This window comes from Geodermatophilus sp. URMC 63 (assembly GCF_053502565.1).
Window position 1 is genome coordinate 1,031,850 of the sequence record NZ_CP199956.1, and the last position, 20,953, is coordinate 1,052,802.

Here is a 20,953-nt window from a genome sequence, read left to right on the forward strand (position 1 = left end):
GGCGCGGCGCGGCCGGATCGCCCGTCGCCGTTTCGGCTGACGTCCGGGGACCCGGCTGCCGATACCCGCGGGGACACCCCGGTCCGGAGCCAGGAGGACGCGTGCTGGAGACCATCCCGCGGACGGCGGCCCGCCGCGGCGCACGGACGCCCGTCCGGCCCACCGGCGAGGAGCGCACCTTCTCCGCCGAGGAGCTCATCGTCTCCAAGACCGACCTGCGCGGCGTGATCACCTACGCCAACGACGTCTTCCTGCGCGTGGGCGCCTACGAGCTCGACGAGGTCATCGGGCAGCCGCACAACCTCATCCGGCACCCCGACATGCCGCGCGCTGTGTTCAAGCTGCTGTGGGACACCCTGGCCGCCCGCCAGGAGCTGTTCGCCTACATCGACAACCTCGCCGCCGACGGCGCCCACTACTGGGTGCTCGCGCACGTGACGCCGTCCTACGGCGCCGACGGCTCGGTCGTGGGCTACCACTCCAACCGCCGGCGACCCTCGAGGCGGGCGCTGGACCGGGTCCGCCCGCTCTACGAGACCCTGCTCGCCGAGGAGCGCCGCCACCCGAACGCGCGCGCCGCCGTCGCCGCCTCCTCCGCGCTGCTCGACCGCCTGATCGCCGAGCACGCCGCCTCCTACGAGGACTTCGTGTGGACGGTCGTCACCGAGGAGGAGAACTGACGTGGGCCGCAACCAGGGGCGCTCGGCAGCCGCGGAGCTCGAGGTCTACCGCGCCTTCGTCCGGCGTCTCACCGAGACCTGCGAGGCGGCCGCCCGCGGCGACCTCGAGGCCCGCGCCGTCCCGGTCGCCGGCTCCGACGCCGTGCCGGAGCTGGCGGCGCTGCAGCACGGGGTCAACCGCACCCTCGACGTCAGCGACGCCTTCGTCCGCGAGTCGCGGGCCGCGCTGGCCTCGGCCGCCGAGGGCCGGTTCCACCGCAAGGTCCTCCGCACCGGCCTCCACGGCGCCCACCGCCAGGCGGCCACCGACATCAACGCCGCCCGCGACGCCATGCGCGACACCGCGGGCCGGGTCACCGAGGCGCAGACCTCCCGGCTGCGGCTGGCCGACGACTTCGAGTCCGTCGTCCTGGCCATGAGCGAGCAGGTGGCGACGGCGGCGACGGAGATGAGCGCCTCGGCGGCCGGACTGACCACGGCGGCCGAGGCCGCGGCGTCCGAGGTCGGCAACGCCTCGGCCACCCTCGCCTCCCTCACCCGCACCTCCACCGAGATCCGCCAGGTGATCGCGCTCATCGAGTCGGTGGCCGCGCAGACCCGGCTGCTGGCGCTCAACGCGACGATCGAGGCCGCCCGCGCCGGGGAGGCCGGCAAGGGCTTCGCCGTCGTGGCCTCCGAGGTCAAGGACCTCGCCGACCAGACCTCCCAGGCCACCGAGCGGGTGACCGCGCAGGTCGAGGCGATCCGCGTGGCCTGCGACGACGTCACGGCCGTCATCGGCTCCGTGGGCAGCACCGTCGCGGACATGAACGGCCTGGTCGACGGGATCGCGGCGGCGGTCGACGGTTCGGCGTCCCTGGGCGCGACGGCCACCGACGTCACCGGCCTGTCGCAGATGGCCGAGCGGCTGCGGTCGGAGGCGACCGGCTTCCTGGCGGAGATGCGCCGCTGACGGGTCCCGCCCGGGCAGGTCCGGCGACCTCGCAGCCGGCGCATGTACGGTGGCCGACAGTCAGGTGGCCGGTCCGGCCACCGAGGTCCTGACGCCGAGCGGGAAGCTCGCTGCGGCGTGCTCGCGGGAGGGTCGTCCTGGAGGTGCGCGTGGCCCCGGACGCCGTCGGTGGTCCGGACTCCGAGGACGTCTTCGCCGGCGGCAGCGAGAACGGCCGGCTGATGGCCGCCTTCGACTGGTCGACGACGCCGGTCGGCCCCGTGAGCAGCTGGCCGGCGGGCCTGCGCCACGCCGTCCGCACCGTGCTGGCCTCGCGGTTCCCCATGATCCTCACCTGGGGCCCGCAGTACACGCAGTTCTACAACGACGCCTACGCGACCCTCATCGGCGGCAAGCACCCCGGCGCCATCGGCGAGGACCTGCGGGTCACGCTGGCCGAGGGCTGGGCGGCCCTGGAGGAGCCCGTCGAGCGGGCCATGGCGGTCCGCGAGGCGTCGTGGATCCCGCAGCTGCTCCTGCTGCTGGAGCGCGCGGGCTACCGCGAGGAGACCTACTTCACCGTCTCGCACGCCCCCGCGTTCGGCGACGCCGGCGAGGTCGCCGGCATGCACGCGGTGTGCACCGAGGTCACCCGCCAGGTCATCGCCGAGCGGCGGCAGCGGCTGCTGCACGAGGTGTCCACCGCCGCGTGCCGGCGCGAGGACGAGCACGACCTGGCCGAGCAGGTGTGCCGGGCCCTGGCCGGCGACCCGCTCGACGTCCCCCTGGCCGCCGTCTACCTCACCGCGGAGGACGACGGGCGGCTGCGGCGGGCCGCCACCGTGGGCGTGCCGGCCGAGCGGCTGCCCGGGACCGCGGACACCGCCGAGGAGCTCCGCGCCGTCCCGGTGGCCGGCCTCGGCGTCGCCGGCGGCCCGTTCGACGACGCGGTCACCGAGGCGGTGGTGCTGCCGCTGTCGGGCGGGGCCGGCCGGGAGCCGGTGGGGGCGCTGGTGGTCGGCGTCAGCCCCAACCGCGCGCTGGACGAGGAGCACCGGACCTTCCACGAGCTGCTGGCCGGGCAGGTGGCCGGCGCCGTCGTCGACGCGCGGGCCTACGCCGCCGAGCGCGCCCGCGCCGAGGCGCTCGCGGAGCTGGACCGGGCCAAGACGACGTTCTTCTCCGACGTCAGCCACGAGCTGCGGACGCCGCTGACCCTGCTGCTGGCCCCCATCGCCGACGCGCTCGCCGACCCGGGCGGGCAGCTGCCGCCGGCGGTGCGCGACCAGCTGACCCTCGCCCTGCGCAACGGCACGCGGCTCAAGCGCCTGGTCGACGACCTGCTGGAGTTCGTCAGCATCGAGTCCGGCCGGACGTCGGCCGTGCGGGTGGAGACCGACCTGGCCGCCGCCACCGCCGAGCTCGCCGGCGTGCTGCGCGCCGCGGCCGAGCGGGCCGGTCTCACGCTCGCCGTCGACTGCCCGCCGCTGCCCCGCCCGGCCGCCGTCGACCCGCGGATGTGGGAGAAGGTCGTCCTCAACCTGGTCGCCAACGCCGTCAAGTACACCTTCGTCGGCGGGATCACCGTCTCGCTGCGCGCCGAGGACGACGCGGTGGTGCTGCGCGTGTCCGACACCGGGGTGGGGATCCCCGCCGGTGAGCTTCCCGGCGCTGTTCGAGCGCTTCCACCGGGTCACCGACTCCCCCGCCCGCAGCCGCGAGGGCACCGGGCTGGGCTTGGCGCTGGTCCGCGAGCTGGTCGGCCTGCACGGCGGCACGGTGGAGGTCGACAGCGAGCCGGGCGTGGGCAGCACGTTCACGGTGCGGGTGCCGTTCGGGACGCCGGACGCCGCCGCTCCCCCGCCGTCGGCCCCTCCCGCGGTCCGCGGCGCGGCGCTGACCCCCTGGGACGACGACCTGGGCTGGAGCGCCCGCCCGGTGCAGCCGGCCGGCCCGCTGGGCACCGTGCTCGTCGTCGACGACAACGCCGACATGCGGGCCTACCTCGTCCGGCTGCTGTCCCCGTCGTGGACCGTGCGGACGGCGGCCGACGGCGAGGCGGCGCTGCTCGACGCGGCGCGCTCCCGGCCCGACGTCGTGCTGACCGACGTCATGATGCCCCGCCTCGACGGCTTCGGGCTGCTGCGGGCGCTGCGCGCCGACCCGGTCACGCGCGGCGTACCGGTGGTCATGCTCACCGCACGCGCCGGGCAGGAGGCCGCCGTCGAGGGCTTCGACGCCGGCGTCGACGACTACCTGGCCAAGCCGTTCGAGTCCGCCGAGCTGCTCGGCCGGCTGCGCTCGGTGCTCGAGCGCTCCCGCGGCGGTCGCGGGTCCACCCGGCCGGTACCGGCGCGCGCCTCCGCCCCGCTGCCCGACCCGCTGCCCCCGCGTCCGCGCGGTGCGGACGCGCCCGCACCGGTCACCCGGCCGGCCCCGGCCGCCTGCGGGCCGGTCACCGCCGCGTGGCGGTTCCCGTCGTCCGCCGCCTCCATCCCGCCGCTGCGGCGCCGGCTGCGCGCGCTGCTCACCGGCGCCGGCCTGCCCGAGGAGCGGGTCTACGACCTCCTGCTGGCCACCTGCGAGGCGGCGACCAACGCCGTCGAGCACGCCCAGGACCCGGCCGAGCCGGTCGTCGACGTCCGCGTGACCGTCGACGACGGCGCGGTCGAGATCGCGGTGCACGACCACGGGCAGTGGCGGGAACGGACGTCGAGCATGGACCGCGGCCGCGGCTCGATGCTCATGAGCGCGTTCGCCGACGTCGTCGCCACACCGAGCCCGTCGGGCACCACGGTGGTCATCCGCAGCCCGCGCCCCGACGGCGGCTGACCGCCGACCTCTGCGGCTTGCTACGCTGACGGCCGGCCCCCGGGCCACCGCGGGTGTAGTTCAATGGCAGAACATCAGCTTCCCAAGCTGACAGTGCGAGTTCGATTCTCGTCACCCGCTCCACGTAAAACCGCAGGTCGGGGCGGCTGTTGGGTCCTCCGGAGGAGTACCGGAGGATCGTCTGAACGGCCCCTTACAGCCCGCTGTGACCCTCTGTTCTCCGCCGCGTAGGTCATGGACAGGTCACGCCAAGAGTCCCTATGCGCAGGTGAGGCGCCCGTCCCGAGATGCGTGCCGCTCGCTGTGACCAACATCGGTCATGCGTTCTCGCCGGGCGGATACTCACGGGGCGTCGCCCTTCCCGGCCTGCTCGAGACCATAGCGTCGAGGCATGACGACCCTCCACGGTGACCTCGGTCGACGGCCGCGCGGCAGCGCCATGGAGTACCACGACCGTGCCCTCGAGGAGGGCGAGCATGCGTTCGCCCGGTCGGGGCAGAGCAGGAGGTCGTCGCAGCCCTGGATCAGATCCGCAGCTCTGGCCTTCAGCCTGATCCCACCCGCGTCCGTGAGCGCGCTCGCGGCATCTCGGCCGCGAGCGAAGCGATCGAGGATCGTTGAAGGCGAAAGTTCTCGAGCCTGATACAGGGACTTCCGAATCAACACCGATCAACCGTTCTCGCAGGTCAACGCCTGAATCGCTGAGACCGCCGGCTATCGCCGACAGCCCCTATGTGCCCGTGGCACGGGCACATGGGGGGCACGGGCGCTGGGCCCCGGGCCGGCTCCTCACGAATGACCCCGCGGTACGCGGGCGGGGAGCTACGGAGCGGACGCGGCTGGACACGCCGAGGAGGCCAGCCTCGGCGGTGCTGTGGCTGGCCTCCCCGGGTGCCCGGTTCTCTATGGGCGCGATGCTCGCGATGGCAACGGTGTCAGCTACTTGCGCAGCTGCTCCTTCAGTCCAGTCGCTGGCGGGTCGCCACCACCAGCAGGTCCGAGGTGGTGCCGCCTGCGACTCCGATGCCAGCCGGGCGGGGGGTGAAGCCGGGCACGTCGGCCAGCCCGTCGCTGACGTCCAGCGCTCGCACGGTGAGCGGCCCGTCGCCGTCCACGACGAACGTGGCCCGGACCCCCTCGGCCGGCGGCGCGGAGAAGGTCACGGTCAGCCGGTCCTGCTGCAGCGCCTGGGCGGGAACGGCCCGGTCGGCGACGGTCGCATCGGTGACCGTGGCCCCGGCGACGTCGAACATCACCTGCCGGGCCGGACGCCGGGACTGCACCGCGACGGTCACCTCCCGTCGCCCGCCGGCCAGCTCGCGGACGGAGGTCGTCAGCGCCGGTGCCGGCAGGTCGGCGGGCTCGGCCTCCCCGGTGGCGACGTCGCCGCCCAACACGGGCACCGCGTCGGCCAGCTCACCGGGAGGGGCGTCTGCCCCCGCGAGGTACTGCGCGGTCCAGTCGACCGGGTCGTCCTCGAGGCTGACCCACCAGGCCTGCCCGCGGTCGGCCTCCATCCAGTACATCAGCTCGGTGGGCACCGGGTGCGCGGCGTCGAAGGTGTCGACGTGCAGGCCGGTGGCGAACAGCGCGACGGCACCGACGACGGCCGTGGCCGGCACCAGCGCACTGCCCAGCCGGCGCGGCCGCTCCCCGGTCGGGAAGAGGAACTCCAGCACCGGCAGCAGGGCCAGTCCGAGCAGGACGGTGAGCAGCGCCGGGAACGCACCGACAGCCAGCCCCAGTAGGGGGAAGAGCAGCGCGATCGTCGGCGCCAGCACCACCACGGCGACCGCGCCGCCGACGACGGCGGCCACAAGCCGCACCACCGGCCCGCCGGCGAGTCCAGCCAGACCCGTGAGCGCACCTACCGACGCGGGGAGCGCGGTCAGGTAGGAGCCACCCGGCACGAGCGCGGCCAGGACGACCCCGATCACCGCGAGCCAGGCCAGCCCCCCGATCGCCAGCGCACGAGGCCCGACCCGGCGCCGTAGCAAGGCGTACCAGACCAACAGCACGGCCAGGGTCAGGAGCACCACACCGAGCCGGTACCAGCCAGGGCGCCAGGGGTCGATCATCTCGCCGTAGCCCGGCCGGACGGCGAGTAGCAGCGCCCAGGCCGCCTGGGCGGCCAGCGGGGCCAGCACCACCGGCACCACGGCCAGCCCGAACCCCGCGAGCGACCGGCGCAGCGACGTCCCGGTCCGCCGCCGGGCGACGGCGGCCAGCGCACCGACGGCGACCACCGCCAGCCCGGCGACCGGCCACACCAGCCAGCCCGGGTACCGCACCAGCCCGCCCAGCACGGGGAAGTACACCGCGTCGCTGGAGGAGGGCTCGGCGAGGTCGTGGAGGTCGTCTGCACCCAGCGCCCGGGCCAGCGCCAGGGTGTTGTCCCCCATCGCCTGCAGGCTGCCGCGGTCCATCCGGTCCGGGGTGTCCTGCGGGGTGTGGTAGGCGGCGTTGCCGTCGATGAAGGCGGTGTTGAGGCCGGTGAAGCCGCGGGCGAGCAGCACGCTGAAGTCGGTGTCGTTGGTCAGTGCCCGGTAGACCTCGACGGCGAAGCTGGTGGCCGCCGGGTGCGGAGCGGCTCCGGCGTAGACCCCGACGAGGTCGGCGTTGCCCGACGCCGTCTCGAACATCAGCGGCGGGCCGCCGGTGCCGCGGGCCTCCAGGTTGAGCACCACGCCTCCTTCGGCGCCCAGCGGGTCTGAGTCGACGAACGCCTGGGCACCGAGCAGGCCCGCCTCCTCGGCGTCGGTGAACACCACCACCACGTCGTTGCGCAGGCGGGGCCCAGCGGCCAGCGCCCGCACCGTCTCCAGCACGGTGGATACCCCGGCGGCGTCGTCGCTGCCGCCCGGCCCGGTCGCCACCGAGTCGTGGTGGGCGAGGAGGAACAACCGGCCGGTCGGGTCGGATCCGGGCAGGACGGCGACGACGTTGCGCACCGGGGCCACCGCCACCGAGCCCGGGCCGTCGGCGTGAGCGCCGACCGCCTCCTGCACCCGGGTCTGCAGCCCCATGCCGGTCAGGACGTCGACCAGGTGGGCGCGGACCCGGTCGTCGGCCGCACTGCCGGTCACGTGCGTCGTGGCCGCGATCTGCTGGACCTCGGCGAACGCACGGTCGGCGCTGAACGCATCGGCAGGTGCGTCCGCCGGTGCCGGTGCCGGAGGCTGGAGCACCAGCACGCTGAGCGCCGCCAGGGCGGTGAGCAGCAGCAGCGCCGCGACCCCGAGGACGCGACCGGCACGCACGGTGTGGGCGGCGTCGGCCCGACTGGTGCTCACCGTCCGGCGCTGCCGGTGGCGGCGACCGGGACTGCCTGCGGGCGGGTGGTCGCGGGGCGGCGCACCAGCAGCAGGCAGAACACGACCGCGGCGAGCACCTGGGTGACCAGGTCGTAGCCCGGGTCCAGCGGGGTGCTCCAGATCGCCGGGCTCGGCAGGGCCGAGTGGGGGTGGTTGACGATCAGCACGACGAACGCGTTGTTCGCGGCGTGGACGCCGATCGCCAGCTCGAGCCGGTTGTCGCGCAGGGTGACCACCGCGAGCAGGGCCCCGGCGAGGAGGTAGGTGCCCGCCGTCGGCAGGGGGTTCGCGAGCAGCTCGGGGTTGAGCGCATGCGGGGCGGCGAACAGGAGGGCCGAGATGGTCACGAGGACCCACGTCCTGCGGGTCAGCAGCCCCAGCGCCTGCAGGGCGTAGCCGCGGAAGAACAGCTCCTCGGCGGCGGCCTGCAGCGGCGTGAGGAGCAGGACCACGGGGGCCCACACCAGCCACCGGCCCGGGCCGGTCAGCAGGTCGGTGGTCAGGGCGAACTGGTCCGGGTGCCACAGGGCCTGCAGGGCGCGGGTGGCGCCGAGCAGCGCGGTGAAGACGGCGAAGCCCTGCAGGACCCGGCGGACGTCGATGCGCCGGCGCGGGGTGACCAGGGAGCGCACCGGACGGTGGTGCACGTACCGCACGGCCACGGCCACGCCCACCAGAAGGCACAGCAGGCTGGCGTTGACGATCAGGTACCCACCGAGGGACCTTCCGGTCCAGCCCGCGGGGTCGTCGCCTGCGGCCGCTCGCATGGCGAGCACGGTCACCACGCCGCCCAGGACCACCCAGAACCCGAGAATGGTGGCCACGGCCGCCAGGTGGCGCCGCCAGGAGGTGCGGCCCAGCCTGCCCAGCTGGGTGAAGTCGGTCTCGCCGGGCGCCGTGGCCACGCCCGGGCTCACCGCCGCGCTCATCGCCGGGCGCCTGGCGGACGGCACTGATCGGGTCGGTGGGTCGGGGGAGACGTGGTCGGTGATCACGAGAGATCCTCCTGGTTCAGCCGGTCGGCGGGACGTCGCAGGAGCTCGGCCCGGGCTTCAGCTTCCTGGCAGGTGGACGCCGTCCACGAGCCTCGGGCGGGTCGGTGTGCGCCCTCGCGGAGGTGGTCTTCTGGCAGCCGTTGCCCCTCCGGCCCGTGGGGCGGCTCCCTCGGGCGAGGGAGGGCGGCCGCCTCTGACGGGTGTCGCGGTCCGGCGGGGTGCAGAGGCACGATGGGAGGTGTCGTCCTCCGCTGCCATCACCCACCGCCGTGCCGGCGGGCGCCGGTGGGCACCGACCCGGCCCGATGCGCAGCTCACCGCGGCGATGGCGGTGGTGTCGGTCGGCGCGGCTGTCGCCTTCCCGGCCGAGGCTGCCTACCGGCCGGTGGACGTCCTCGGGCTCTGCCTTGCCGCGATCGCCCCGATCGGGCTGTTCTGGCGTTCGACGGCACCCTCAGCCGCACTGGCCGTGTCGGGTCTCGTCGTCGTCGGCACCGCGGCGGCCGGGTACAGCGCCGGGCCGGTCGTCCTGGCCCCCTGGATCGCCCTGTTCACCTGCTTCGCCGTCGGCGGACCCCGGCTGCGGACCGTGGCTACCGGGATCGTCGTCCTGGCTGTCGCCGGTTACGAGGCGTTCGACCTCGGCGCCACGCTCGGGAGTGACGTGCTCGTCCTCGGCACCGACTTTCTCCTCGCCTCCGTCGCCGGTGAGCTCAGCAGCCGCCGGGCCCGCGCCACCGCGGCGGAGGTGCGGCGAGCGGACGAGAGCCGCCTCCAGGCACTGGCCGCCGAACGGCTGCTCATGCAGGAACGCACCCGGCTGGCCCGCGAGCTGCACGACTCGCTCGGGCACACGGTCAACGTGATGGTCCTGCAGGCCGGGGTGGGGCGGCGGGTGTTCGCCGACAACCCCGGCTTCGCCCACGAGGCCTTGGCGCGCATCGAGACGGTGGGGCGCGGCGCGCTGGAGGAGCTGGACCGGCTGCTGAGAGTGCTCCAGCCCGATGAGGGCAACCGGCAGGCCGTCCCCTTCGCACCGACCCTCGCCGACCTGGAGGAGATGGCCGACCGCATCCGGGCCACCGGGCGCCCGGTGGACCTGCGGGTGGACGGCGTCGAGCTGCCCGACAACACCGCGCGGGCGCTGCATCGGATCGTGCAGGAGGCGCTGACCAACGCCGTCCGGCACACCGCGGCCGGCCGCATCCGCGTGGAGGTCGCGCGGGACGGTGACCGGGTCGTGGCCGACGTCCTCAACGAGGGCACCCGGTGCGACGAGCCGGTGCAGGGCCGGGGGATGGTCAACATGCGCGAGCGGGCCCGGCTGGAAGGTGGCTTCCTCGAGGCCGGCCCGGTCGAGGGCGGGTTCCGGGTGCGGGCGGTACTGCCGGCAACCTCGGCGGTGACGGCGTGATCCGGGTCCTGCTCGCCGACGACGATGCGCTGGTGCGCAGCGGGCTGCGGGCGCTGCTCAGCGTGGAGGACGACATCGACGTCGTCGGGGAGGCCGCCGACGGCCGCGAGGCGATCAGCCGGGCGCGGGAGCTGCAGCCCGCCGTGGTCCTGATGGACGTCCGGATGCCCTCGGTGGACGGGGTGAGCGCGACGCGGGAGATCGTGTCCTGGCCGCGACGCCCACGGGTGCTGGTGCTCACCACCTTCGACCTCGACGAGGTCGTCGACGACGCCCTGAGCGCCGGGGCCGACGGGTTCCTGCTCAAACGCGCCACCCCCGAGCAGCTCATCGATGGCATCCGCACCGTCCACGCCGGTGACGCCCTCGTCGCCCCCGCGGTCACCCGCCGCCTGCTGGCCGCCCACGCCGGCCGGCGGCCACCGGACCGCGACCGGCTGGTGCGGGCCGCGCAGCTGACCGAACGCGAGACCGAGATCCTGCGCGACCTGGCCGAGGGCCTGTCCAACGCCGAGATCGCCCGCCGCATCTGGCTCTCACCCGAAACGGTCAAGACCCACGTCAAGAGCATCTTGGCCAAGCTGCAGGTGCGCGACCGCACCCAGGCGGTGGTGTGGGCCTACCGCACCGGCTTCATCGACACACCCTGACCGGCGCAGCCGGGTCGATGACCATCGGCCTCGTGTAGAGGCCGGTTCGGGTCTCTGGGGAGACCGTGCTGTTCGTGTCGTGCCTGCCGGCCGCCGAGCGACGCCGACGAGGCACCCGATCCGGCGGCGGGCACTGGGCTGCTACCGACAGGCGGTGCTGGTACTGCGCTGGTTTCTCAACGGCACCCGACCGGCCCAGCTGGCCGCCGACGACCGGATCGGCCGCTGGACGGCCTACCGCTTCCTGCACGAGGGCATCGACATGCTCGCCGCGGCCGCCCCCGGGTTACCTGGCGCGCTGCTGGCCGCTCGCGCCGCCGGCCATCCGCACGTGACGGTGGATGGCACGCTGATCCGCCCCGACCGCTGCCGCGCCCCGGGTCCGGCCGCCTGGGCCGACCGCCCGGATCGCCGGGGGCACCTGTGGTGGTCGGGCGAGCACGCCGCCCACGGCGGCAAAGTGCAGGTCATCGCCACCCGGACGCTGGCCCATCTGGACCTCCCCGGTCCGGCCGCGAACACGACACCACCGCGCTACGCGCCAACGCCCGAGGCGCTGCCGCTGCCGGCGCAGTGGACCGACACCCACCACGCCGCCCTCGCCGACTGGGCTACGCGGGCGAACAGGACACGCTCACCCTCCCGATCAAGCGCACCGCCGACCGATCCCTGACTGACAATCAGCGCACCGTCAATGCTCTGCACGTGGCCACCCGAGCGCTCGCCGAACGCGGCAACTCGCTGCTCAAGACGACCTTCAAGGCCCTGCACCGGGTCAGCCTTTGCCCTTGGCGCATCGGCGCGATCACCGCCGCCCTGGTCCTGCTCCACACGAACATGACCGCACTACGTGATCAACAAGTGGCCCAGATCATCACTGGGAATGACTCAATGCACACCAGGGCGACCGGCAAGTCGTAGCCAACGATGTTCAACGGCTCGATCGCCACCGCTTGAGAAGCGTTGATTCCTACACCGCACCATCGACAATCAAGCCTTCACTCAGATGCATGTACGCTACCGACTCGAATAGAACGGCGCCGCTCTTTCGACAGATCGCGAACGCTGAGAATGATTTGATCGGCGAGTCGTCGAGGACGGACTGCTCGTGAGCGCTCCACTGGAGCAGAGGTCGCCCTGCCCCGTACGCCGCTGAATCCGTCCGGTTGTCCCCGGCGCCGGACGACTGACAGGGTCGCCCCGTGTCCGCATCGGCGCAGCTCGCCTCCGCCCTGCGGACCTGGGCCGCGCGCGGCGACGACGCCTCGGCCACCCTCGCCCGCCGCCTCTCCGGCGAGGCCGGGCTCCGGACCGTCGTGCTGGTCGAGGGGGTCAGCGACCGCGAGGCGGTGGAGGCGGTCGCGCGGTCCCGGGGCCGGGACCTCGCCGCCGAAGGCGTGTGCGTCCTGCCGATGGGCGGCGCCACGAACGTCCGCCGCTACTCCGCGCTCCTCGGACCGCACGGGCTCGACGTCCGCGTCACCGGGCTGTACGACGCCGCGGAGGAGCCGTTCTTCCGACGCGCGGTGGAGGGGACCGGGTACGCGGCCGGCGGAACCGGGGGTGCCCTGTCGGCAGCCGGGTTCTTCGCCTGCGTGGCCGACCTCGAGGAGGAGCTCATCCGGTCGGTGGGGATCGCGGGCGTCGAGGACGTCGTCCGAGCACAGCGCGAGGCCCGCGCGCTGACGACCTTCCGCCGCCAGCCGGCGCACCGCGGTCGCCCGCCCGAGCAGCAGCTGCACCGCTTCCTGGGCACCACCAGCGGCCGCAAGGCCCGGTACGCGCGGGCGCTGGCCGAGCGGCTCGACCCGTCGTCGGTGCCCACACCGCTGCTCCGGCTGCTGGCCGCCACCTGAGCCGCACCGGCACCGAGGCATGCCGCAGGTATCGGACACCGACCCCGGCGACAGGATGGCCACGTGCCCGAGCAGCTCTCCTACGTCGTCACCGGCGGCGCCCAGGGCGTCGGCCGGGGCATCGCCGAGCGGCTGGCCGCGGACGGCGAGGTCGTCGTCGTGGACGTCGCTCCCGCACTGACCTGGGTGCACGACCGCGTACGGCTGGTCAGCGGGGACGCCCGCGACCCCGGAGTGGCGGCGCGGGCCGCGGATGCGGCCGAGGCCCGGGGCGCACTGACCGGCTGGGTGAACAACGCCGCCGTCTTCCGGGACGCGTCGCTGACCAGCGCCTCCGCCGGCGAGGTGCTGGACCTGGTCACCACCAACCTCGCGCTCGCCCTGACCGGCTGCCACGCGGCGGTCGGCCACTTCGTGACGCACGGCCGGGCCTGACCCGCGCCCCGCTGACCCGGCGCGAGCGATCAGTCGGTGCCGGACTCCATCGCCGCGCGGTCGAGCAGCTCCTCGTCGCCGCCCCGTGCGCCGCGCGCCGCGATCGCCTCGGCGCCGCCCTCGGGCATGGCACCGATCAGCCCGGTCGCGGCGGCCTGCGCGGCGCCGACCAGCGCCGGCCGCTCATTGCCGACCATGCCCAGCGAGGCGTACTGCTCGAGCTTGGCCCGCGAGTCGGCGATGTCGAGGTTGCGCATGGTCAGCTGCCCGATGCGGTCGCCCGGCCCGAAGGCGGGGGCCTCGGTCCGCTCCATCGACAGCTTGTCCGGGTGGTAGCTGAAGGCCGGTCCGGTGGTGTCGAGGACCGACCAGTCCTCGCCGCGGCGCAGCCGCAGGGTGACCTCGCCGGTCACCGCCATGCCGACCCAGCGCTGCAGCGACTCCCGCAGCATCAGCGCCTGCGGGTCCAGCCAGCGACCCTCGTACATCAGCCGGCCCAGCCGGCGGCCCTGCAGGTGATAGGTCTCGAGGGTGTCCTCGTTGTGGATGGCGTTGACCAGCCGCTCGTAGGCCGCGTGCAGCAGCGCCATGCCCGGTGCCTCGTAGATGCCGCGGCTCTTGGCCTCGATGACCCGGTTCTCGATCTGGTCGGACATGCCCAGGCCGTGCCGGCCGCCGATGGCGTTGGCCTCCAGCACCAGGTCGACGGCGGAGTCGAACTCCTTGCCGTCGATCGACACCGGCCGGCCGTTGGCGAAGCCGATCGTCACGTCCTCGGTCTCGATCGCGACGTCGGGGTCCCAGAACCGCACGCCCATGATCGGCTCCACGATCTCCATGCTCGCGTCCAGGTGCTCGAGCCGCTTGGCCTCGTGGGTGGCCCCCCAGATGTTGGCGTCGGTGGAGTAGGCCTTCTCCGCGCTGTCCCGGTAGGGCAGCCCGTGCGCGGTCAGCCACTCCGACATCTCCTTGCGGCCGCCGAGCTCGGTGACGAACGCGGCGTCCAGCCACGGTTTGTAGATCCGCAGTGATGGGTTGGCCAGCAGGCCGTACCGGTAGAAGCGCTCGATGTCGTTGCCCTTGAACGTCGAGCCGTCGCCCCAGATCTGGACGTCGTCCTCGAGCATCGCCCGGACCAGCAGGGTCCCGGTCACCGCCCGGCCGAGCGGGGTCGTGTTGAAGTAGCTGCGCCCGCCGGAGCGGATGTGGAAGGCCCCGCAGGTCAGCGCCGCGAGCCCCTCCTCGACCAGCGCCGCGCGGCAGTCGACCAACCGGGCGATCTCCGCGCCGTAGCTGCCGGCCCGCCCGGGCACCGAGGCGATGTCGGGCTCGTCGTACTGGCCGATGTCGGCGGTGTAGGTGCAGGGGACGGCGCCCCTGTCGCGCATCCAGGCGACCGCCACGGAGGTGTCGAGACCACCGGAGAAGGCGATCCCGACGCGTTCGCCGACGGGGAGACTGCTCAGCACCTTGGACACAGCATCAGTATGCACGACTCTGCATGACGACTCATGGGCGGGCGTCGAGGACCACCGCGACTTCATCGCCTCGCGCGACTTCTTCTTCCTCGCCACCGTCGACGCGACCGGCATGCCGACCATGTCCCACAAGGGCGGCGCCCTTGGCCTGGTGCGGGTCCTCGACCCCGGCACGCTGGCCTTCCCCGACTACGACGGCAACGGCATGTACCTGTCGATGGGCAACATCAGCGACTCCGCGAAGATCGGCATGCTGTTCATCGACCTGGAGACGCCGAACCGGGTCCGCGTCCAGGCGACGGCGAGCGTCATCGCCGACGACGAACTGCTGGGCGAGTGGCCCGGCGCCTGCCTCGTCGTCCGTGCGCGGGTCGAGCGGGTGTTCCACAACTGCGGCCGCTACATCCACCGGCACACCCGGGTGAGCGACTCCCCGTACGTGCCGGACGCCGAGGGCAACGCCCCCCACCCGGCGTGGAAGCGCATCGACGCCGTGCAGGACGTGCTCCCGCCCTCCGACCGCGACCGGACCGCGCAGGCCGGTGGCGCGATCGGGTTCGGCGACTACCTGGACAGGCTCGCCACCGGGGACTCCTGACGCTCCCGGGACGGCCGGCCGGACCGCCGCGGCCGGCTCCTCCGGAGGTCCCTCAGTCGCCGACGGCGACCGGGCGGTCGAGGGCGTGGCTGTACTGCGACCAGGACCCGGGGTAGAGCCGGCCCGCGGGCAGCCCGGCCAGCTCCAGGGCGAGCAGGTTGTGGCAGGCGGTCACACCGGAGCCGCAGTAGGACACCACCGTGCTGTCCCCGGTGACCCCGGCGGCGGTGAAGCGGGCCCGCAGCTCGTCGGCGGGCAGGAACCGCCCGGACGCGTCCAGGTTGCCCCGGCACGGGACGTTGACCGCGCCGGGCACGTGCCCGGGCCGCGGGTCCAGGGGCTCCTGCTCGCCGCGGAAGCGCTGCGTGTCGCGGGCGTCGACCACCACGTTCGCCGGGTCGGCGGCGTCGTCGATGCCGGCCAGCTGCCCGGCCGGCCACGGCCGGGCGGTGAACGAGGCCCGCGGCGGGTCGGGCGCCGTCTGCTCCAGCGGGCCGTCCCACGCCGCCATCCCGCCGTCGAGCAGGGCGGCCTGGTGCCCGGTCGCGCGCAGCATCCACACCAGGCGGGCGGCGATCACCCCCCCGGCGTCGTCGTAGGCCACCACCGTGTCGCCGTCGCCGATGCCGAGCCCGGCCATGCCCTCGGCGAAGACCTCCGGCTCGGGCAGGGGGTGGCGGCCCTCGGCGGGGCTGCCGTGCGCAGCCAGCCAGCGGTCGAGGTCGACGAAGACGGCGCCGGGCAGGTGGCCGGCGTCGTAGGCCGCCCGGCCGGACCGGCCGTCGAGGTACCAGCGGACGTCGGCCAGCCGGACGTCGCCGCGGGAGGCGTCCAGCCAGGTCACGTCGACGACGGGAGGGATCACGGCCCGACCGTACGACCCCGGCGAACCGGGAGGAGGAGCCTGGGGCCGTGCTCCTCTCCCCCGCGGCCATGGCGGACCTCGTCGCCCGGCTGCGTGCGGCCGGCTGCGTGTTCGCCGAGGACGAGGCCCGGCTGCTCGCCGGCGCCGCGGCCTCCCGCGCCGGGCTCGACGACCTCGCCGCCCGCCGGGCCGCGGGGACGCCGCTGGAGCACCTGCTCGGCGCCGTCGAGTTCTGCGGCCTGCGGGTCGCCGTCGGCCCCGGCGTGTTCGTCCCCCGGCAGCGCACGGCGGCCCTGGTGGCGCGCGCGGTGCAGGAGGCCGTCGGCGTCCGGGACCGCACGGGGCGGCGGCCGGTGGCCGTCGACCTGTGCTGCGGCTGCGGCGCGGTCGGGCTGGCCCTGGCCACCGCCGTCGGGCTGGCCGAACTGCACGCCGCTGACGTCGACCCGGCGGCACTGCCCTACGCGCGGCGCAACCTGGCTCGGGTGGGCGGGTGGGTGCACGGCGGCGACCTGTACGACGCGCTGCCCGGGCGGCTGCGCGGCCGGGTCGACGTCCTGGTGGTCAACGCGCCCTACGTGCCCACCGGCGCGCTGGCCCTGCTGCCGCCGGAGGCCCGGCTGCACGAGCCGCGCACGGCCCTCGACGGCGGCGGTGACGGACTGCAGGTGCACCGGCGCGTGGCCGCCGGGGCGCCGGTCTGGCTGGCACCGGGGGGCAGCCTGCTGGTCGAGGTCGGCGAGGACCAGGCCCCCGCCCTGGTCGAGGTCGCGACCCGGGCCGGACTGTGCGCCCGGGCCGACGTGTCCCCGGACGACGGGACGGCGGTGGTCACCGGCACGCTCCCCGCCCTACCGGTCGGTTGAGTTCCGAGTCCCGGGTCCTTGGTCCCTGTCCGATCGGAGAGGGGCACGCCACGATCGGCTCATGGCCGACACGCCCGTGGAACCGCTCCGGCTGGCGCCGCTGCTGCCGCGCCGTCCCCGGCCCCGGCTCGTGGTGCACGTGGACGGCTCCTCCGCCACCTACGGCGCGCTGGTGTGGGCCCTGCGCGAGGCGGCCCGCCGGGACGGCACCGTGCTCGCCGCCGGTGTGGTGGCCGACGCGCCCGACGGCCTGGTGCCCGCCCCCCGCTCGGCCGGTGAGCGCACGCGGGAGGCGGTGCGCGCGCAGGTGGAGGCCCAGGTCGTGCGGGCGATCGCCGAGACCGGTGTGACCGGGCGGGTGCGCACGGCCACGGTCGAGCAGTCGGTGTTCGACGCGCTCGAGGCGGCGGGCCGCGGCGGGGACCTGGTCCTCGTCGGGGGTGCCGGACGCACGCTGCTGCGGCCGGTGGTGCCCCGCCCGGGACGTCGCCTGGTCCGCGGCGCGTGACGGTCCCGGTCGACCAGCCGGCGCGAGATGCCTCCGAACGGGCCCTGACCCCGCCCGGCCCGGAGGTCGCGCCATCGGCCGCCGAGCCCGCGCTCGCCGCCGCGGTGCGCGCGGCCGCCGCCGGCGGGCGCCTGGAAGCCACGCTGCACGACCTCGTCGAGGCCGCGGTGGCCCACGCCGACGCCACCTACGGCGCGCTCGGCGTCCTCACGCCGGACGGACGGCGGCTGGACCGCTTCGTCATCGTGGGCATGGACGCCTCCGACGAGGCCCGCATCGGCAGCCTGCCGGGGGGCGCCGGCATCCTGGGCCTGCTGGTCGACCACCCGGTGCCGCTGCGGCTCGACGACCTCGGCACCCACCCGCGGTCGGTCGGGTTCCCCGACGGGCACCCGCCGATGCACTCCTTCCTCGGCGTGCCGGTGTGCGTGCGCAACGCCGTGTTCGGCCACCTCTACCTCACCGAGAAGCGCACCGGCGGGCCGTTCACCCCGGCCGACGAGGAGGCCGTGCTCGCCCTGGCCGCCGCCGCCGGCCTGGCCATCGAGAACGCCCGGCTGGCCGAGGCGGCCGAGCGCCGCCGGGCGTGGGTGCAGGCGGCCACCGAGGTCTCCACCGCGCTGCTGTCGGGAGCCGAGCCCGAGGCCGTGCTCGCCACCGTGGTGGCCCGGACGGCCGCCCTCAGCGGCGCCGACCGCGCCGGGGTGCTCGTCGCCCAGGAGGGCGACGCCGGGGCGCTGACCATCGTCGCCGCGGCCGGGCCCGGCGCGCGCGACCTCGAGGGCGTGCGGATACCGCTCGCGGACACCCACGTCGGCCGGGTGCACAGCTCCGGCGTCGGGGAACTCGTCGAGGACATCCGCGTCGACCCGGTGCGGGGCCGGCACGCCGCGGTCGCCGTCGAGCTCGTCCGCGACTACCGGTCGGCGGTCATCGTGCCGCTCGGGCCGGCGCTGGGCACGATCGTCTGCATGCGCGCGGAGGACCGCGAGCCCTTCGACACCGAGGACCTCGACGCGCTCTCGGCCTTCGCGGCGCAGGCCGCCGTGGCCCTGGAGCTGGCCCGCAGCCAGCGGCGCGAGCGGCGCCTGCAGGTGCAGGCCGACCGGGACCGGATCGCCCGCGACCTGCACGACCACGTCGTCCAGCGGCTCTACGCCACCGCGCTGGCACTCGACCGGGTCGCCCGCTCGCTGGAGGACGTCGACCCCTACACCGCGCAGCGGGTGGGGCGCAGCGTCGACGAGCTCGACGCCACGATCACCCAGATCCGCTCGTCGATCTCCGGCCTGCACGACGGTGTGAGCACCCCGGCCGGCCTCGGCCGTGAACTGGCCGAGATGGTGCGGCTGGCCACCGAGGGCTCCGGCGTCCGGCCCGACCTGCGGGTCCACGGCGACCTCGACGGCCTGCCGCCGACCCTCACCGCCGACCTGCTCGCGGTGGTGCGGGAGCTGGTGAGCAACGTCGTCCGGCACGCCGGCGCGACCCGGGTGGCGGTCACGGTGAGCGCCGGTGAGGACCCCGGCGCCGGGGTGCGCGTGGTGGTCGCCGACGACGGCCGGGGCCTGCCGGCGGTCACCGTGCGCAGCGGGCTGGCCAACCTCGCCGAGCGGGCCGCGTGGCACGGCGGGCGGCTGACCACGGCCGGCGGGCCGGCGGGCACCGAGGTGACCTGGACGGTGCCGCGACCGAGCCGGGTCTGAACCGGGGCCGGGTCTGGACCAGGGCCGGGTCTCGGCCCGGGCCGCGACCCGGCCGGGACCGCGCCCGCCGGCGGTCAGCCGCCGGGCCGCCGTTCCCGCAGCTCGGTGGCCAGGATCGCCGCCTGGGTGCGCCGCTCGAGCCCCAGCTTGGCCAGCAGGTGGCTGGTGTAGTTCTTGACCGTCTTCTCGGCCAGACCCATCCGGTCGCCGATCTGCCGGTTGGTCAGCCCCTCGCCGATCAGCGCCAGGACGGTGCGCTCCTGCTCGGTCAGCGCCGCCAGCCGCCGGTGGACGTCGCCGTCGGACCGCGGCCGGGGGCCGGGCGCGCCGCCCAGCGTGCCCCCGGCCGCGACGGTCCGCACCGCCGAGACCAGGTCCGCGCCGCGCACCTGCTTGACCAGGTAGCCGGCCGCCCCGGCGGCGAAGGCGGCGGCGATCGCCTCGTCGTCGGCGTAGCTGGACAGCACGAGGAAGCGCACGTCCGGCAGCCGCGCCCGCAGGTGCCGGACGACGTCGGCGCCGTCGCCGTCGGGCAGGCGCATGTCGACCACCGCGACGTCGGGCCGGACCGCCGGGACGCGGGCCAGCGCCTCGGCCACCGTGCCGGCCTCTCCCACCACCACCAGCCCCGGGTCGTCCTCCAGCACCTCGGCCACGCCGCGGCGGACCACCTCGTGGTCGTCGACCAGGAACACGCGGACGGACGATCCGGACGGGGCCACGACCATCCTCCCTGCCGCAGAGTGACGATGGTCACACAGCGTAGCGCCGAGGAGGGCGCACCTGCGCGTTCAGGTGGGCAGCAGCAGGCTGGCGTAGAGCGTGAGCCCCGGACCGAAGGCCATGGCCACGACCGGGCCGTCGACGTCGGCGAGCTCCTGCAGCACGAGCAGCACGGTCGCCGACGAGCAGTTGCCGTGCTCGGCCAGCACCCGGCGCGAGGCGCCCATCTGCGGCTCGGTCAGCCCGAGCTCGTCGCGGACCACGTCGAGGATGCGCGGCCCGCCGGGGTGCACGGCCCAGCCGGCGACGTCCTCCACCCGCAGGCCGGCGTCGCCGAGCAGCTCGGTGACGACGTCGCCCACGTGCCGGGACAGGACGTCGGGCACCCGCGGGGACAGGCCCATCCGGAAGCCGAGGTCGGTGACGTCCCAGGTCATGTGGTCGGCGGTGGAGGGGTCGGTGCGGGCCACCACGCCCGCCAGCCGCCGCCCCCGGCCGGCGCCGGGCTCGACGACGACGGCCGCCGCCGCGTCGGAGAACAGCGCGTGCGCCACCACCTGGTCGAGCTCGCGGCGCGCCGGCTGCACGTGCAGGCTGGTCAGCTCGCAGCACAGCAGCACCGCCGGGCGGGATCGGGCGGTGACGTAGTCGCCGACGGCGGCGAGCCCCGGGATGGCGGCGTAGCAGCCCATGTGCCCGACCAGCAGCCGCTGCAGCCCCGGCGGCATGCCCAGGTCGCTGGCCAGCCGGATGTCCAGGCCCGGGGTCGCGTACCCGGTGCAGGTGGCCACCGCGAACAGGCCGACGTCGCCCGGCGCGAGCCCGGCGGCGTCCAGCGCCCCGGCCACGGCCTGCTTGCCCAGCGGCAGCGCCTCCTGGACGTAGCGGGCCATGCGGGCGCCGGTGCCCCACCGGCTGAGGTCCTCGTCGACGGGGTTGGCCACCGCGTGCCGGGTGCGCACGCCGGCGCCGTCCCAGATGCGGCGGGCGGCGCGCACGCCCTCGTAGTGCCGGGCGAAGAAGCCCTCCCACGCGGCGTCCTGGTCGAGGGTCGCCGGCAGTGCCGTGCCGGCGCCGGTCAGCACCGCGGCGCTCACCCGCG

Annotated in this window: 16 protein-coding genes, 1 tRNA gene and 2 pseudogenes; 13 read left to right on the top strand and 6 right to left on the bottom strand. The window is 75.2% G+C overall.

What is annotated here, in order from left to right; genetic code table 11:
• The first annotated feature begins 101 nt into the window (after positions 1-101).
• The 4 genes and pseudogenes from ACWIZO_RS05050 to ACWIZO_RS05065 all read left to right on the top strand — a co-directional run bounded on the left by ACWIZO_RS05050 (position 102) and on the right by ACWIZO_RS05065 (position 4,566).
• Complete coding sequence (locus ACWIZO_RS05050) at positions 102-680, top strand: PAS domain-containing protein (RefSeq protein ID WP_448641419.1); 579 nt, start codon at positions 102-104, stop codon at positions 678-680.
• Between the two features lies 1 nt (position 681).
• Positions 682-1,632, top strand: coding sequence for a methyl-accepting chemotaxis protein (locus ACWIZO_RS05055; RefSeq protein ID WP_448641420.1), 951 nt, complete (start codon positions 682-684; stop codon positions 1,630-1,632).
• Between the two features lie 1,202 nt (positions 1,633-2,834).
• A pseudogene (locus tag ACWIZO_RS05060) lies at positions 2,835-4,440 on the top strand (sensor histidine kinase); the annotation flags it as partial.
• A gap of 52 nt (positions 4,441-4,492) precedes the next feature.
• A tRNA-Gly gene (locus tag ACWIZO_RS05065) sits at positions 4,493-4,566 on the top strand.
• Between the two features lie 836 nt (positions 4,567-5,402).
• Here ACWIZO_RS05065 and ACWIZO_RS05070 read toward each other — a convergent pair.
• Positions 5,403-7,736, bottom strand: coding sequence for a M20/M25/M40 family metallo-hydrolase (locus tag ACWIZO_RS05070; RefSeq protein ID WP_448641421.1), 2,334 nt, complete (start codon positions 7,734-7,736; stop codon positions 5,403-5,405).
• Positions 7,733-8,686: a CPBP family intramembrane glutamic endopeptidase gene (locus ACWIZO_RS05075; protein WP_448641422.1), complete on the bottom strand. Its 954-nt coding sequence runs from the start codon at positions 8,684-8,686 to the stop codon at positions 7,733-7,735. The genes ACWIZO_RS05070 and ACWIZO_RS05075 overlap by 4 nt, the downstream gene beginning before the upstream one ends.
• Before the next feature lie 304 nt (positions 8,687-8,990).
• On the opposite strand from ACWIZO_RS05075, the gene ACWIZO_RS05080 reads away from it, so the two are divergent.
• The 5 genes and pseudogenes from ACWIZO_RS05080 (at position 8,991) to ACWIZO_RS05100 (ending at position 13,107) form a co-directional block, all read left to right on the top strand.
• Positions 8,991-10,166, top strand: coding sequence for a sensor histidine kinase (locus ACWIZO_RS05080; protein ID WP_448641423.1), 1,176 nt, complete (start codon positions 8,991-8,993; stop codon positions 10,164-10,166).
• Positions 10,163-10,816 carry a response regulator gene (locus tag ACWIZO_RS05085; RefSeq protein ID WP_448641424.1) on the top strand — a complete coding sequence of 218 codons (654 nt, stop codon included), beginning with the start codon at positions 10,163-10,165 and terminating at the stop codon, positions 10,814-10,816. The genes ACWIZO_RS05080 and ACWIZO_RS05085 overlap by 4 nt, the downstream gene beginning before the upstream one ends.
• A gap of 41 nt (positions 10,817-10,857) precedes the next feature.
• A pseudogene (locus ACWIZO_RS05090) lies at positions 10,858-11,670 on the top strand (transposase family protein); the annotation flags it as partial.
• A 348-nt stretch (positions 11,671-12,018) separates the two neighbouring features.
• Complete coding sequence (locus tag ACWIZO_RS05095) at positions 12,019-12,672, top strand: TOPRIM nucleotidyl transferase/hydrolase domain-containing protein (RefSeq protein ID WP_448641425.1); 654 nt, start codon at positions 12,019-12,021, stop codon at positions 12,670-12,672.
• A gap of 63 nt (positions 12,673-12,735) precedes the next feature.
• Entirely contained in the window at positions 12,736-13,107 is a 372-nt protein-coding gene (locus ACWIZO_RS05100; protein WP_448641426.1) for an SDR family NAD(P)-dependent oxidoreductase, read from the top strand.
• 29 nt (positions 13,108-13,136) lie between these two features.
• Here ACWIZO_RS05100 and argG read toward each other — a convergent pair whose 3' ends face one another.
• Positions 13,137-14,585 (bottom strand): argininosuccinate synthase, encoded by a 1,449-nt coding sequence (argG, locus tag ACWIZO_RS05105; protein ID WP_448641427.1) that lies wholly within the window; start codon positions 14,583-14,585, stop codon positions 13,137-13,139.
• On the opposite strand from argG, the gene ACWIZO_RS05110 reads away from it, so the two are divergent.
• Positions 14,578-15,183 (top strand): pyridoxamine 5'-phosphate oxidase family protein, encoded by a 606-nt coding sequence (locus tag ACWIZO_RS05110; RefSeq protein WP_448641428.1) that lies wholly within the window; start codon positions 14,578-14,580, stop codon positions 15,181-15,183. The two genes, argG and ACWIZO_RS05110, sit on opposite strands and share 8 nt — an antisense overlap.
• A gap of 52 nt (positions 15,184-15,235) precedes the next feature.
• Here ACWIZO_RS05110 and ACWIZO_RS05115 read toward each other — a convergent pair whose 3' ends face one another.
• A complete protein-coding gene (locus ACWIZO_RS05115) occupies positions 15,236-16,048 on the bottom strand; it encodes a sulfurtransferase (RefSeq protein WP_448641429.1) in 813 nt (270 codons plus the stop codon).
• 47 nt (positions 16,049-16,095) lie between these two features.
• Here ACWIZO_RS05115 and ACWIZO_RS05120 point away from each other — a divergent pair, with 47 nt between their 5' ends.
• The 3 genes from ACWIZO_RS05120 to ACWIZO_RS05130 all read left to right on the top strand — a co-directional run bounded on the left by ACWIZO_RS05120 (position 16,096) and on the right by ACWIZO_RS05130 (position 19,128).
• Entirely contained in the window at positions 16,096-16,914 is an 819-nt protein-coding gene (locus ACWIZO_RS05120; protein ID WP_448641430.1) for a putative protein N(5)-glutamine methyltransferase, read from the top strand.
• Between the two features lie 61 nt (positions 16,915-16,975).
• Positions 16,976-17,422 (top strand): universal stress protein, encoded by a 447-nt coding sequence (locus ACWIZO_RS05125; RefSeq protein ID WP_446757671.1) that lies wholly within the window; start codon positions 16,976-16,978, stop codon positions 17,420-17,422.
• Positions 17,419-19,128, top strand: coding sequence for a GAF domain-containing protein (locus ACWIZO_RS05130; RefSeq protein ID WP_448641431.1), 1,710 nt, complete (start codon positions 17,419-17,421; stop codon positions 19,126-19,128). Before ACWIZO_RS05125 ends, ACWIZO_RS05130 begins: the two co-directional genes overlap by 4 nt.
• Before the next feature lie 74 nt (positions 19,129-19,202).
• On the opposite strand, the gene ACWIZO_RS05135 is transcribed toward ACWIZO_RS05130, so the two are convergent.
• Both ACWIZO_RS05135 and ACWIZO_RS05140 read right to left on the bottom strand, forming a co-directional pair.
• Positions 19,203-19,823, bottom strand: a complete 621-nt coding sequence (locus tag ACWIZO_RS05135; protein WP_448641432.1) for a response regulator — start codon at positions 19,821-19,823, stop codon at positions 19,203-19,205.
• Between the two features lie 96 nt (positions 19,824-19,919).
• Complete coding sequence (locus tag ACWIZO_RS05140) at positions 19,920-20,948, bottom strand: type III polyketide synthase (protein ID WP_448641433.1); 1,029 nt, start codon at positions 20,946-20,948, stop codon at positions 19,920-19,922.
• Between the last annotated feature and the right edge of the window lie 5 nt (positions 20,949-20,953).

Excerpts from the sequence above, each read along its gene's own strand:
- ACWIZO_RS05075 (WP_448641422.1), bottom strand. The coding sequence starts at position 8,686 with ATGAGCGCGGCGGTGAGCCCGGGCGTGGCCACGGCGCCCGGCGAGACC.
- ACWIZO_RS05125 (WP_446757671.1), top strand. The coding sequence starts at position 16,976 with ATGGCCGACACGCCCGTGGAACCGCTCCGGCTGGCGCCGCTGCTGCCG.